A 13,267-nucleotide genomic window follows, 5' to 3' on the forward strand; every position below is an offset into this window, starting at 1 on the left:
TTGTTCGTTAAGGCAGTTAAGGGAGGGAGAGGGGCATGGCGGGTCACGACGCGCAAAAAATACAAAAAAAAAAACCCCCCCCACCCACCCCCCCCCCCCCCCCTCGCCCCCCCCCCCCCCCCCCCACGACCAGATCTCCGGCGTTCTGGTCCACTGAGGCCGGCGGGCCGGGGGCACTGCGATGGGCGCGCTGACGATCTGCCGGGACTGCTGCTGCGGCAGCGCCGACAAGCATCCGGAAACCGACCACGACGCCCAACTGGAGGCGATCCGCGGCGCGCTGGGTGACCGACATCGGGTACGCGTGAGCGAATGCCTACGAGTCTGCGAACGCTCGAACGTGGTCGTGGTGCACCCGACCCCCGCCGCCCGCCGAGCCGGCGCCCGCCTGGTCCACCTGGGCGACGTTCTGGACGACAATCTCGTCGCCGCGGTGGCCGCCTGGCTGGACGCGGGCGGCCCGGGCATCGCGACGGTTCCGGAGCCCCTGACCGCCCGCATCTTCAACCCGGCCGACTACGCCGACTGACCTTCGCGGGCAGCGGCTTCCCGGCCCGATCTCTACCCTCACGCCATGACTGCTCTCGCACCGCCCTCCGACGCGGTGGTCCGGCGCTCCGGACCACTCATCCTGGCGGCGCTGACGCTCGGCCTTTTCCTCGGCGCGACAGCGACCTACTACCTGACCGCCGGCAACGGCGTGCCCGACGTAGTACAGGGAACGATCAGCGGCGTCGCCACAGATGCCGCCGACGGCGACGTCCAGGCCATCGCGGTCAGATTCGACGGCCGTGACTACGTGGGCCCCGGTGAGGGCGAAAGCATCCCGGTGGTCGCCGACGTGCCGTGGACCGACGCGGCCGGCGAAGACCACCAGGGCGACCGTCCACCCTGCCTGGCTGCCGGGACGAACGGCCAGCGAGTCGAACTGGCCGTTCTCCAGGTCCGCGGCCAAGGCTCCTGGTCCGCAGAACTCGTCGTCTGGGTCCACTGCCTCACCTGAGATCAGTCCATTCGCAGCGGCGCGGCCACAAGCACCACACAAGCCAGAACCGCGATTCCGATCCGGACCCCGCGCAGCCCCCGCCACCAGGGCAGCAACCACAACCCCAGCCACAGCACCCCGAAGACCGCGACGTGCTGCCCGACCACCTCGAGGGTGATTTCCTCACACAGGTTGTCGGTCAATGTCTCCGCGCACGCCCGGGGAACCTCACTCATGTCGTCCCACAGCACCATCAGCAGCCCCGCCGAGGCCGCGACCGCCGGCCCGAGCACCAGCGTGACCAGCGGCGTCAGCAACCACCCGGCCAGATCCCGGCGACGGTCCGTTCGCGGGCCACCAGTCACATTTTGCACGCCCGCACCCTAGCCTCAGACGGGGTAATCGGTCCGGTGCGCGTAGGTGAGCTGGTCCGGGGCGACACCCCACTCCACGAGGATCCGGCCCAGCTGGCCCTCGTCGCCGGCCTGCTCGCTCCGCGCTTCGGTCATGCCGTCGTCCGGTCCGAAGCACCAGTCGTTGTCGATGTAGGTGTTGTCGAACTCCCGCTGAAACACGTTGAAGGCGCCCCCGGCGAGCGGGTAGACCGTGACCCAGGCGCGACGGCCGTGTGCCGCCGCGGGCACCTCGGCGACGATGAGCCGGCCGCGCCGCAACGCGGTACGCAGGGGGAGGGGCCAGTCGTCGATCACGGCCGGAATTGAACCACGAGGTTCTAAGCTGCTGCGGTGGGACGACGAGTGCTGGTGACCGGCGCACGACGAGGAATCGGCGCCGCGATCGCCGTCGACCTGGCAGCAGCCGGCTGGACCATCCTGCTGCACCACCTGGACGCCGCCGAAGAGGCCGAGGCCGTAGCGCGGCAATGCCGGGACCGCGGCGCCCGCACCGAGATCCTCGAAGCCGATCTCGCCGACCCGGCCGCCGTCTCCGCACTCGCCGAGCGGGCCGGCCCGGTCGACATCCTCATCAACAACGCCTCCCGCGCCTCGAACGTCGCCTTCGACGCGCTGTCCCTCGACGAGTGGCAGGAGACCTTCGCCGTCAACGTCACCGCGCCGATGCTGCTGGCGCAGGCGTTCGGCGCCGGGATGGCCGGGCGGGGCTGGGGGCGGATCGTCAACGTCACCTCGGCCACCGTGGCGCTCGGCGGGCCGTCCGGGCCGTCGTACGTGGCCAGCAAGGCCGCCCTCGTCGGCCTCACCCGCTCGCTCGCGCGGTCGTTCGGCCCCGCCGGGGTCACGGTCAACGCGCTCTCGCCCGGCGCGATCCTGACCGAGCGCGAGCGGGAGATCCTGGGCGACGACCCGCACCCCGGGCTCGTCGCCGCCCAGGCCGTGCCGCGCACGCTGGTCCCGGCGGATCTGCTCACCGCCGTACGGTTTCTGGTCGCCGACGGCTCGGGGGCGATGACCGGGCAGGTGGTCGAGGTCGGTGGGGGACTGGTCCTCGGTTAGCGGTCCGGGTGGCTGGTCAGGTAGCCACCCATCGTCGTGAAGTACTCCTGGGCCGGCATCTCCACGCCCTCGTCGGTGCGGACCGAGCGGATCAGCAGCGCCTTGCTGCGGCCGCGGCGGGCTTCCGCGCCCGCCACGATCGCCACGCCGTCGCCCTCGCGGAAGAAGATGCGGCCCGGCGTGCCGCCGTAGACCGCCCGCGAGACCGCGGCCGTGACGATTTCCAGGCGGCGCCCCTTGTGGAAACAAAAAGCCTGGGGGTACGGCGCTGACTGGGCCCGGACCAGCCGTTCCAGCTCCTCGGCCGACCAGGTCCAGTCGATGCGGATGTCCTCCTCCGACCGCTTGTGGAAGAAGCTGGCCTTGGAGCGGTCCTGCGGCACGAAGTCACGCCGACCGCTCGCGATGGCCGCCAGACCGTCGACGGTGATCGGGCCGAACAGCTCCAGCGTCTTGTGGAACAGGTCCGTCGTGGTGTCGGCCGGGCCGACCGGGACGGCGCGCTGCAGCACGATCGGTCCCGCGTCCAGCGTGTCGTCCATCATGTGGGCGGTCACGCCCACCTCGCGTTCATCGTTGAGCAAGGCCCAGATCAAGGGCGAGAAGCCCGCGTACGCCGGCAGCAGCGCGTCGTGCACGTTGAGCGTGCCGAACGGCGGCAGGTTGAAGATGCGCGGCGGGATCCAGGTGCGCCAGTTGGTGGCCACGATGACGTCCGGCGCGACCTGCTTCAGTGCCTCGTACAGCTCCTCGTCGTCGGGCCGTTCACGCAGCATGACCGGCACGCCGTGGGCCTCGGCGAGCTCGGCGACCGAGTCCGACCAGACCTTCTCGTACGCGCCGTCGCCGACCGGGTGGGTGACCACCATGACCACGTCGTGTGCCGAATCCAGCAACGCCTGCAGGGTCCGGTGCCCCCAGGTCTGGAAGCCGAACATGACGACGCGCATGAATTTTTCTCCCTCACTCGGCACTGCGGACGCCTCCGCAGATGCTTAGGTTAGGCTAACCGAAATCTGGGGTCAGGTCGGCCCCGCCGTGGAGGGGACGGACATGTCTGAACCTGTCGATGTCGTGGGGATCGGCTTCGGGCCGTCCAATCTGGCCATGGCCATCGCCGTGTCGGAACACAACAGCGGGCAGGCTCCGGAGGCCCGGGTGCGCGCCCGGTTCCTGGAACGGCAGGCCGGCTTCGGCTGGCACCGCGGCATGCTGCTCGACGACGCCACGATGCAGGTCTCCTTCCTCAAGGACCTGGTGACGCTGCGGAACCCGACCAGTGAGTTCACCTTCCTGCGCTATCTGCACAGCCAGGGCCGGCTCATCGACTTCATCAACCACAAGAACCTGTTCCCGCTGCGGGTCGAGTTCCACGACTACTTCGCCTGGGCCGCCGCGCAGGTCGACGATCAGGTCACCTACGACGCCGAGGTGCTGTCGGTGACCCCGGTCGCCGCCGCCGGCGGTGACGTGGTCGCGGTCGACGTGCTCTCGCGCCACGGCGGGCAGCTCAGCACCCACCGCGCCCGGAACCTGGTGATCGGCACCGGGCTGCGCCCGCGCCTGCCCGAGGGCGTGACGGCGTCCGACCGGATCTGGCACACCAGCGACCTGCTGCACAACATGCCGAAGCTGCGCGGCACCGAGCCGCGCCGGATCGTCGTGGTCGGCGCCGGGCAGAGCGCCGCGGAGGCGGTCGCGACCCTGCACCGCGAGTTCCCCACGGCCGAGATCTGCGCGGTCTTCTCCCGGTACGGCTACTCGCCGGCCGACGACAGCAGTTTCGCCAACCGCATCTTCGACCCGGCGGCGGTCGACGACTTCTACGTGGCCCCGGAGGACGTGAAGCGGCAGCTGATGAGCTACCACTCCAACACGAACTACTCCGTGGTCGACATGGACCTGATCGACGACCTGTACCGCCGGGCGTACCAGGAGAAGGTGCTCGGCAAGCAGCGGCTGCGAATGCTGAACGTGTCCCGGCTGACCGAGGTGGCCGACGGGCCGGACCAGGTGGTGGCGAGCGTACGGTCGCTGGTCACCGGGGAGACCCAGCGCCTGGCCGCGGACGTGGTGGTCTGCGCGACGGGCTACCACCAGGCCGACCCGTACGCGATCCTCGGCGAACTGGGCGACCTGTGCCACCGCGACGAACTCGGCCGGCCGAGGGTCGAGCGCGACTACCGCGCGGCGACCGACCCGCGCCTGCGGGTGGGCATCTACCTCCAGGGCGGTACGGAGCACACGCACGGCATCACGTCGGCGCTGCTGTCGAACACCGCGATCCGGGTGGGGGAGATCCTCGACTCGGTGGTGACCCGCCGGTCGGCGCCGGCCCTGGTCAGCGTCTGATATTCATTTTCTACAACGCATAACCATGCATAGAATCGGATCATGTCTGATCCTCAACCGGCCCGGATAGAGCAGTCGGCCGCGGCGGCGTGGCCGGCCGGCCGCACCGAGACCGCGGCCGGTTGGCTGCTGCGGCACACTCCGGGTGTGGCCCGCCGGCGCTCCAACTCGGCCCTGCCGCCGGCGCCGGACCAGCATCCGGAAGACTCCGTGGAAGCGGTGGAGGCCTTCTATCTCGCGGCCGGTCTGCCGACCATGGTCCAGGTCAGCCCGGCCGAGCGGCACCCTGTGCTGGATGCGGCTCTCGCCGCCCGCGGCTACCGCCGCGAGGCCCCGACCCTCGTCCTGACCGCTACGACCGCCGACGTGATCGCCGCGACGCCCCCGGCGACAATCCGCGACGTGATCGCCGCGACGCCCCCGGCGACAATCCGCGACGTGATCGCCGCGACGCCCCCGGCGACAATCCGCGACGGGCCCGCCGGATCCCCGACGGCCCGCCATGCGGCAAGCGCCGCGTGCTCCGCGGCCGACAGTGCGGCTACCGCCGCGTGCTCCGCGGCCGACAGTGCGGCTACCGCCGCGTGGTCTGCGGCCGACAGTGCGGCTACCGCCGCGTGGTTTGCGGCCGACAGTGCGGCTACCGCCGCGTGGTCTGCGGCCGACAGTGCGGCAAGCGCCGCCCACCCATCCACGAGTGTTGTGATCCACCCAAGGGCGAGTGCCGAATGGCTGGCCGCTTATCAGGCGCTCAACGGGCCCGACGACACCTCGGCAGTGGCCGACCGGGTCCTCGCCCGGGTCCCGTCACCGGCCGCGTTCGTGCTCGTCCGGGTGGACGGCCGAGATGCCGCGATCGGACTGTTCGTGGCCGACGGCGAGCGGGCCGGAGTGTTCTGCATGGCGACCCGCCAGGAGTACCGGCGTCGCGGTCTCGCGCTGACCGTCCTCGGCGCCGGGGCGCGCTGGGCGGCCGCCCGCGACTGCAACTCGCTGTATCTCCAAGTCGAAGAGGGCACCGTCGCCGCCCGTGAACTGTACTCCCGGGTAGGTTTCGCCCATTCCCACCGCTACCACTATCGGGTCCGCTGATGACCGTGAGCGCCGACATTGCGCTGCGTCAACCCCTGCTCTCTCACAGTGGCAAATATAACTCTGCGTGACTGATCATGAGGGGTCTGGTAAGACTTATTTCCACAGTCGACTAGTCCGATTAGTCAGTTCGCAGTGTGATCGTTGTCTTGTCGCGTGTCGGAGCGCACACTTTCGTCCGCGCGTCCGCCCCCTCCCCTGGCGCGAAGGAACCCACATGACGCAACCCCGCCAGCTCCCACCAGCACCTGCGCCGCACCTCCGGAAGCGCAGCCCGATCCCTTGGGTGATCTTCGCCGTCCTCGTCGTCGTGGCCGGCATCGTCCTGGTGCCCAAGCTCCTCGACGACGGGAACGCCGACAATGGACCGCAGCCCGTCGCGGCCGCGGAGCAGGATCCGCTCCTCATCGCGGTGCAGAAGTGCGACCCCGCCAAGAACGGTATGAAGCTCTCTGACAGCAACCGCAAGCTGACCGTCAAAGGCGCCGGGGACAAGTCCCCGGATGGCCTCTCCGCAAGCGCCATGACCTGCGTATTCGACACTCTGCAGGTGCCCGGCGCGCTGGCCGACCGGATGTACGGCACGGTCGAGGCCGACGGCCGGTTGCAGGGCGACTGGCCCGGCTTCTCGGTCTCCTGGACCAACGACCAGAACGAGGGCCTGAACCTGACCGTCACCCGCAACTGACCACCACGCGAAGAGGGCCACGACCGCCGAGCGGTCGTGGCCCTCTCGCATGCGCCGGCTGCTAGAGCGACAGGGTGGCGGTCAGCCGCGGGTCGTCGAGGGCGTGCGCGGCGGTCACCTCGTACGTGCCCGGGACGGTCTGCCAGCCCTCGTCCCAGACCTGCCAGGTGCGCGGCGGCAGGGGGATACGGACGGTCACGGTCTCGCCCGGGTGCGCCTCGACCGGGTGGAAACCGGCCAGCCAGCGCGCCGGCCTTTCCGGCGCCGACGGCTCGCCCTGCCCACCGGCGTACACCTGGACGACCTCGCGGCCGAACCGGGCGCCGGTGTTCGTCAGGGTCACGACCGCCTCGGTGGCCGACACCGACAGCGTCTCGTACTGCCAGCTGGTGTAGCCCAGGCCGTGGCCGAAGGCGTACAGCGGGGTGGTGCCGGCCCGCTGCCAGGCCCGGTAGCCGATGAAGATGCCCTCGTCGTAGGCCACCTCGCCGTCGCGGGGGACCACCTGAAGAATCGGGCAGTCCTGCTCGCGGCGCGGCCACGTGGTCGGCAGCCGGCCGCCCGGTTCGGTGACGCCGAGCAGGACGTCGGCCAGCGCCGCCCCGGCCTCCTGCCCCGGGAACCAGGTGAGCAGCACCGCCGCCACGTCGTCGGCCCAGGGCAGCAGCACCGGTGAGCCGGCGTTGACCACCACGACCGTACGCGGGTTCGCCGCTGCCACCCGTACCACCAGCTCGTCCTGCCGGCCCGGCAGCGAGAGTGACGTGCGGTCGAAGCCCTCGGACTCGACCTGCTCGGTCGTGCCCACGACGACCACCGCGACGTCCGACGACGCCGCCAGCGCCACCGCCTCCTCGATCATGCTGTCCGCGGAGACGCCCGGCGCCAGGTGGCCCAGCGTCGCGCTGACCGTGTGCGCCATGCCCGGCTGGATGCTCTGGCGCAGCACCACCTCGACCGGCTCGCCGGCTGTCAGCTCGGCCACCGCGCGGTGCTCGCGCGGGGAGAGCAGCAGGTCGGCGCGGGTGGCGCCGGGCGGGTGCAGCGTCCCGTTGTACAGCTGCCGGGCGCCCACCCGCAGGTCGAAGGTGCCGAAGCCGGACACCGCGAAGGTGTGCTCACCGTCCTGCTCGGGCGTGAATGTCGTGCGCATCTCCAGGCCCGTGACGACGGCCGGGTCCAGGCCCGCGGGCAGGTCACCGATCCAGCGCACGGCGGCGGTGTCGACGTCGAAGCGGTGCCCGGCGCCCAGCAGCTCGATCGACGCCGGCTGCGGCAGCGCGGGCAGGAACGGGCGCGGGTCGGCGCCGACGGCGTGCACCACGTCCACGCCGGACAGTGCCCGGCTCAGGCCGTCCAGCGGGGAGATCACGTGCGGCGGCACCACCTGGGCGCTGCCGCCGCCGAGCACCCGGGCGTCGGTGGCCAGCGCCCCGATCACGGCGACCTTCGTCAGCGCCGCCGGCTCCAGGGGCAGCGTGAACTGCTCGTTGCGGGCCAGCACGAAGGACCGGGCCGCGACCTCGTGCGCCACGGCGTCGCCGTCCAGGTCCGGCGGGAAAGAGACAACCGCCGGGGGTACGCCGTCGAGCACGCCCACCCGGCCGGCCAGGCGCAGCACCCGCCGTACCTTCTCGTCGATCAGCTCCTCGGCCACCTCGCCGGTCCGCACCGCCGCGACCAGCTTGGCGCCCCACGGGTTCTCCATCGCCGGCATGGCGATGTCCAGCCCGCCGAGCGCGGCGGGAACCGTCTCCCGGGCCGCCCGCCAGTCGGAGACCACGATGCCGTCGAAGCCCCACTCGTCCTTGAGGATGTCCGACTGCAGCCGGCCGTTCGACGCCATGGGCCGGCCGTTGACGCCGTTGTAGGCGCTCATCACACCCCAGCCGCCAGCCGCCACCACCCGCTCGAACGGCGCCAGATACAGCTCGCGCAGCGCCCGCTCGCCGATCCGCACGTCGACGGTCATCCGGTCGGTCTCGAAGTCGTTGCCCACCAGGTGCTTCACCGTGGTGCCGACCCCGTGCTCCTGCACCCCGGCCACAAAACCGACCGCGATCTCGCCGCTGAGCAGGGGATCCTCGGAGTAGCACTCGAAGTGCCGGCCGCCCAGCGGGGTGCGCTGCAGGTTGACCGTGGGGCCGAGCAGCAGGTGCACGCCCTTGCGCCGGGACTCCTGACCCAGCAGGTGCCCGGCCTTGCGGGCCAGCGCCGGATCCCAGGTGGCGGCCAGCGCGGTCGGGCTGGGCAGGGCGATCGACGGGTCGTCGGGGGCCCAGCCGGTGCCGCGGACGCCGATCGGCCCGTCGGACATCACCAGCGAGCGCAGCCCGATCTCCGCGATCGCGGGCAGGGACCAGAAGTCCTGGCCGCCCAGCAGCGACACCTTCTGCTCGAGGGTCAACCGGGCCAGCAGGTCATCCATGGAAGCGCTCCCATCACGTCGAATACCAAGATCCTACGTGCGCAGGTACGAGGCCCCGTTCAGGTCGATGATCGTGCCCGAGGCCCACTCCGCCTCGGGCGACGCCAGCCAGTGCACCGCACTCGCGATCTCCGCCGGCCGCGCCACCCGGCCGAACGGGCTCTGCGCCCGGATCGCGTCCCCGCGCGGCGACTTCAGGTGCTCGTTGGTCATGTCGGTCTCCACGAAACCCGGGGCCACACAAGCCACCCCGATCCCGTACGGGGCCAGCGCCACCGCCAGCGACTGCGCCATCGAGTTCATGGCCGCTTTGCTGGCGCCGTACGCGGGCTGGTCGGGCTCGCCCCGGAACGCGCCGCGCGACGACACGTTGATGATCCGGCCCCCGCGCTCGCGCATGTGCTGCGCCGCCGCCCAGGACGCGTTCGCCGCCCCGAACAGGTTCACGTCGAAGGTGGCCCGCCAGTTGGCCTGCCACTGCTCGTAACCGGTGCCGAAGATCGGGTGCGGGCGGTCCGTGGGCCCGAACACGCCGGCGTTGTTGACCAGCACGTCCAGGCCGTCGAGCCGCTGCGCCGCCTCGTCGACCATGGCCCGTACCGCTGTGGGGTCGGCCAGCTCGGCCCGTACCACGATGTGGCCGCGGCCCGGCAGCGCCGCGGCCAGTTCCCCGGCCAGCCCGGCCGAGTCCCGGTGATGGATGGCGACCCGGTCGCCGGCTTCGGCGAACCGGGTCGCGACGGCCCGGCCGATGCCGCGGGAGGAACCGGTCACGAGGATCGCGCGTCCTGTCATGGCCTCACTCTAGGATCTTCGGCGTGGACAACGACTGCCTGTTCTGCCGCATCGTCGCCGGGGAGATCCCCGCGACTGTCGTGCACGAGACCCCCACCACGCTGGCCTTCCGCGACATCGACCCGAAGGCCCCGGTGCACGTCCTGGTGATCCCCAAGGCGCACCACCGGGACGTCGTCGCGCTCGCCGCCGACCCGGCCGCGGCCGCCGACGTGCTGGCCGCGTCCGCCGCGGTCGCCGAGGCCGAGGGGCTCACCGGCGACGGCTTCCGGCTGATCTTCAACACCGGCAACCACGGCGGCCAGGAGGTCTTCCACGTGCACGCCCACGTCGTCGGCGGCCGGCCGCTCGGGCCGATGGTGGCCCGGTGACCCCGGAGCAGCGCCTGGAGCGCGCCGTCCGCAGGGTCCAGGCCGACGCCCGGGTGCCCGCCCTCTCCGTCGCCCTGCACCGCGCCGACCGCAGCCTCTGGACCTGCGCCGTCGGCACCTCCGGCAACCCCCGCGCCCTCGACGCGCAGAGCCGGTTCCGGATCGGCTCGGTCACCAAGACCTTCACGGCCGTGCTGGTCATGCAGGCCCGCGACGACGGCCTGCTCGACCTCGACGACCCCATCGCCACCCACCTCGACGTGCCCTCGCACGGCACCGCCACCATCCGCAGGCTGCTCTCGCACACCGCCGGCTTCCAGCGCGAGCCGCACGGCGACGTGTGGGACCTGCTGGTCGCACCCGACGACGCCGCCCTGCTCGCCGACCTGGCCAAGGCCGAGCGGGTGCTGCCCAACAACCGCCGCTACCACTACTCCAACCTGGGCCTGGCTGTCCTCGGGCAGCTGGTGGCCAAGCTGCGCGGGGGCACCTGGGCCTCGGTGCTGCACGAGCAGATCCTCGAACCGCTCGGCCTGACCTCCACCACCGTCGAGCCGACCGGCGACGCCGTGGTCGGCTACCTGGTGGACACCTATTCCGACGCCGCCCGCCCCGAACCGCAGCTCGACATGGGCGGCGCCGCCCCGGCCGCGCAGCTCTGGAGCACCGCCGGCGACATGGCGCGCTGGGCGGCCTTCCTGGCCAGCCCGGAGATCGTCGACCCCGGCGCGCTGGTGCTGGCGCCCGAGACCCTCGACGAGATGCGCTGGCCGCAGACCACGACCGACGAGACCCTCTGGTCCGGCGGCTTCGGCCTCGGTCTCATCCTCGCGCCGCAGGGCCGCCGGGTGATGCACGTCGGGCACGACGGCGCCATGCCCGGCTTCCTCGCCGGCGTCTACGGCCGGCGCGGCGGCGAAGGCAACCCGGGCGCACTGGGCGCCGCGGTGCTGGCCTCCTCCGGCACGGCCATAGAGATCAACGACCTGGTCCACGAGCTGCTCGCCCTGGCCGTCGAGGCCGACCCAGCCGAGGTGCGCGCCTGGTCACCGGGCCGGGCCGCCCCGCCGGCGTACCGCTCGGTGCTCGGGCCCTGGTGGAGCGAAGGCTTCGCGCACGTCTTCAGCTGGCACGACGGCGCGCTGCAGTCCCGCGGGGCCGACGCGCCGGCCGACCGGCCACCGTCGATCTTCCGGCCGCTGCCCGGCCAGCCCGACGTGCTCCGGACGATCTCCGGGCGCGAGGCCGGCGAGCTGCTCCGGCTGACCCGCGACGCCGAGGGCCGGGTGGTCCGGATGCACTGGGCCACCTACCGGTTCACCCGGGTCCAGGAGACCTTCGACGGCGTACCGGTCTCCGAGGGCTGACCCGCTGTTCCCGGCCCGGCCGACCCGCCGATAATGGCATCGGCGCGGGTGCCGCCGACCGGATACGATGGCACGATCCTTACGCGGGCCGCCGGAGAGGCGGGCCTCTCCGAACCGGGACGAGAATGAGAGCAGGTGGCTGAGGCCTCACGGCCGCCCCTATGACCGGCACCGATCCCAGCAACGCTGCCGCCCGGGCCCAGACCAGGATCTCGGTCTCCGACCCGAAGATCATGGTGAACCTGCTCGGCGCCAAGGACGAGATCCTGCGGCACATCGAGCGCACCCTCACCAGCGACGTCCACGTCCGCGGCAACGAGATCACCATCACCGGCGTGCCCGCCGACAACGCCACGGCCGAACGCCTCTTCTCGGAGCTCATCGAGCTGATCGAGAGAGGCGAGACCCTCAGCGTCGACGCCGTCCGCCGCACCGTCGCGATGCTCGAGCAGAACACCGCCGAGCGCCCCGCCGAGGTGCTGACCATCAACATCCTCTCCCGGCGCGGCAAGACCATCCGCCCCAAGACGCTCGGGCAGAAGCGCTACGTCGACGCCATCGACGAGAACACGATCGTCTTCGGCATCGGCCCGGCCGGCACCGGCAAGACCTACCTGGCGATGGCCAAGGCCGTCCAGGCGCTGACCTCCAAGCAGGTCAACCGGATCATCCTGACCCGGCCGGCGGTCGAGGCGGGCGAGCGGCTGGGCTTCCTGCCCGGCACGCTGAACGAGAAGATCGACCCGTACCTGCGGCCGCTGTACGACGCGCTGCACGACATGCTCGACCCCGAGTCGATCCCGCGCCTGATGGCAGCGGGCACGATCGAGGTCGCCCCGCTGGCCTACATGCGGGGAAGGACCCTCAACGATGCGTTCATCATTCTGGACGAGGCGCAGAACACGACGCCCGAGCAGATGAAGATGTTCCTGACCCGGCTCGGCTTCGGCGCCAAGATCGTGGTCACCGGTGACGTCACCCAGGTCGACCTGCCCGGGGGCACCACCAGCGGGCTGCGTATCGTCCGGGAGATCCTGCAGGGCGTCGACGACGTGCACTTCTCCGAGCTCACCAGCTCCGACGTCGTCCGGCACCGGCTGGTCGCCGAGATCGTCGACGCGTACGCCCGCTACGACGTCGAGCAGGAACAACAGGCCACGCAGTCCGTCCATGCCGTGCCGGGCCGGGCCGCCAGCGGTGGCCGCCCGAACCGCCGGCGCTGATAAGGGGTTACGCACTACATGTCCATCGAGATCGCCAACGAGTCGGGAGTCGAGGTCGACACCGACGCGATCCTGGCGGTGGCCCGGCACGCGCTCGAGGAGATGGGGGTCAACCCCCTCGCCGAGCTCTCGATCCTGCTGGTCGACATCGACTACATGACCGAGCTGAACCATCGCTGGATGGGCAGTGACGGCCCCACCGACGTGCTCGCCTTCCCCATGGACGAGGGCAGCGTCGACCACGGTCCCGGCGAGGCCGGCACGGGTGAGCCGGCCCTGCTCGGCGACATCGTGCTGGCCCCCGAGGTGGCGGCGAAGCAGGCCGCGGTCGCCGGGCACACCCCGGCGGACGAGCTGCACCTGCTCACCGTGCACGGAGTGCTGCACCTGCTCGGCTACGACCACGCCGAGCCCGAGGAGGAGCGCGAGATGTTCGCGTTGCAGGCCCGGCTCCTGCAGAGCTGGCGCTCCGGACGGCGGGCCGGCTGATC

At 71.5% G+C, this 13,267-nt stretch carries 15 protein-coding genes; 10 read left to right on the top strand and 5 right to left on the bottom strand.

The annotated features are described in order from the left end of the window. Positions 1-181 precede the first annotated feature (181 nt). Both ACZ6S4_RS42335 and ACZ6S4_RS42340 read left to right on the top strand, forming a co-directional pair. The gene (locus tag ACZ6S4_RS42335; RefSeq protein ID WP_465480287.1) at positions 182-529 is read left to right on the top strand and encodes a hypothetical protein; all 348 of its coding nucleotides are present in this window, start codon (positions 182-184) and stop codon (positions 527-529) included. Positions 530-574: 45 nt separating this feature from the next. Continuing rightward, on the top strand, positions 575-1,003 hold the full coding sequence (locus ACZ6S4_RS42340; RefSeq protein WP_465480288.1) for a hypothetical protein: 429 nt from the start codon (positions 575-577) through the stop codon (positions 1,001-1,003). Between the two features lie 2 nt (positions 1,004-1,005). Here ACZ6S4_RS42340 and ACZ6S4_RS42345 read toward each other — a convergent pair whose 3' ends face one another. Both ACZ6S4_RS42345 and ACZ6S4_RS42350 read right to left on the bottom strand, forming a co-directional pair. Next, complete coding sequence (locus tag ACZ6S4_RS42345; RefSeq protein WP_465480289.1) at positions 1,006-1,359, bottom strand: hypothetical protein; 354 nt, start codon at positions 1,357-1,359, stop codon at positions 1,006-1,008. Between the two features lie 15 nt (positions 1,360-1,374). Then, positions 1,375-1,695: a hypothetical protein gene (locus ACZ6S4_RS42350; protein ID WP_465480290.1), complete on the bottom strand. Its 321-nt coding sequence runs from the start codon at positions 1,693-1,695 to the stop codon at positions 1,375-1,377. Between the two features lie 36 nt (positions 1,696-1,731). Here ACZ6S4_RS42350 and ACZ6S4_RS42355 point away from each other — a divergent pair, with 36 nt between their 5' ends. Further along, complete coding sequence (locus ACZ6S4_RS42355; RefSeq protein WP_465480291.1) at positions 1,732-2,460, top strand: SDR family NAD(P)-dependent oxidoreductase; 729 nt, start codon at positions 1,732-1,734, stop codon at positions 2,458-2,460. Here the strand turns inward: ACZ6S4_RS42355 and ACZ6S4_RS42360 are convergent. Beyond that, the gene (locus ACZ6S4_RS42360; RefSeq protein ID WP_465480292.1) at positions 2,457-3,410 is read right to left on the bottom strand and encodes a methionyl-tRNA formyltransferase; all 954 of its coding nucleotides are present in this window, start codon (positions 3,408-3,410) and stop codon (positions 2,457-2,459) included. The two genes, ACZ6S4_RS42355 and ACZ6S4_RS42360, sit on opposite strands and share 4 nt — an antisense overlap. A gap of 103 nt (positions 3,411-3,513) precedes the next feature. Between ACZ6S4_RS42360 and ACZ6S4_RS42365 the strand changes: the two genes are divergently transcribed. From ACZ6S4_RS42365 to ACZ6S4_RS42375, 3 genes are all read left to right on the top strand, one after another. Continuing rightward, positions 3,514-4,812 (top strand): lysine N(6)-hydroxylase/L-ornithine N(5)-oxygenase family protein, encoded by a 1,299-nt coding sequence (locus ACZ6S4_RS42365; protein WP_465480293.1) that lies wholly within the window; start codon positions 3,514-3,516, stop codon positions 4,810-4,812. A gap of 42 nt (positions 4,813-4,854) precedes the next feature. Then, positions 4,855-5,904, top strand: coding sequence for a GNAT family N-acetyltransferase (locus ACZ6S4_RS42370; RefSeq protein ID WP_465480294.1), 1,050 nt, complete (start codon positions 4,855-4,857; stop codon positions 5,902-5,904). Positions 5,905-6,121: 217 nt separating this feature from the next. Then, the gene (locus ACZ6S4_RS42375) at positions 6,122-6,592 is read left to right on the top strand and encodes a hypothetical protein (RefSeq protein WP_465480295.1); all 471 of its coding nucleotides are present in this window, start codon (positions 6,122-6,124) and stop codon (positions 6,590-6,592) included. A gap of 61 nt (positions 6,593-6,653) precedes the next feature. Here the strand turns inward: ACZ6S4_RS42375 and ACZ6S4_RS42380 are convergent, their stop codons facing one another. Both ACZ6S4_RS42380 and ACZ6S4_RS42385 read right to left on the bottom strand, forming a co-directional pair. After that, positions 6,654-9,020 (bottom strand): beta-glucosidase, encoded by a 2,367-nt coding sequence (locus tag ACZ6S4_RS42380; protein WP_465480296.1) that lies wholly within the window; start codon positions 9,018-9,020, stop codon positions 6,654-6,656. Positions 9,021-9,053: 33 nt separating this feature from the next. Beyond that, positions 9,054-9,815 (bottom strand): SDR family NAD(P)-dependent oxidoreductase, encoded by a 762-nt coding sequence (locus ACZ6S4_RS42385; RefSeq protein WP_465480297.1) that lies wholly within the window; start codon positions 9,813-9,815, stop codon positions 9,054-9,056. Positions 9,816-9,838: 23 nt separating this feature from the next. Here ACZ6S4_RS42385 and ACZ6S4_RS42390 point away from each other — a divergent pair, with 23 nt between their 5' ends. From ACZ6S4_RS42390 to ybeY, 4 genes are all read left to right on the top strand, one after another. Beyond that, positions 9,839-10,186 (top strand): HIT domain-containing protein, encoded by a 348-nt coding sequence (locus tag ACZ6S4_RS42390; protein WP_465480298.1) that lies wholly within the window; start codon positions 9,839-9,841, stop codon positions 10,184-10,186. Then, a complete protein-coding gene (locus tag ACZ6S4_RS42395; RefSeq protein ID WP_465480299.1) occupies positions 10,183-11,553 on the top strand; it encodes a serine hydrolase domain-containing protein in 1,371 nt (456 codons plus the stop codon). Before ACZ6S4_RS42390 ends, ACZ6S4_RS42395 begins: the two co-directional genes overlap by 4 nt. A gap of 161 nt (positions 11,554-11,714) precedes the next feature. After that, a complete protein-coding gene (locus tag ACZ6S4_RS42400) occupies positions 11,715-12,776 on the top strand; it encodes a PhoH family protein (RefSeq protein WP_465480300.1) in 1,062 nt (353 codons plus the stop codon). Between the two features lie 18 nt (positions 12,777-12,794). After that, entirely contained in the window at positions 12,795-13,265 is a 471-nt protein-coding gene (gene ybeY, locus ACZ6S4_RS42405) for an rRNA maturation RNase YbeY (protein WP_212989908.1), read from the top strand. Positions 13,266-13,267 lie beyond the last annotated feature (2 nt).

It is taken from the genome of Actinoplanes sp. NPDC051405 (assembly GCF_055586185.1).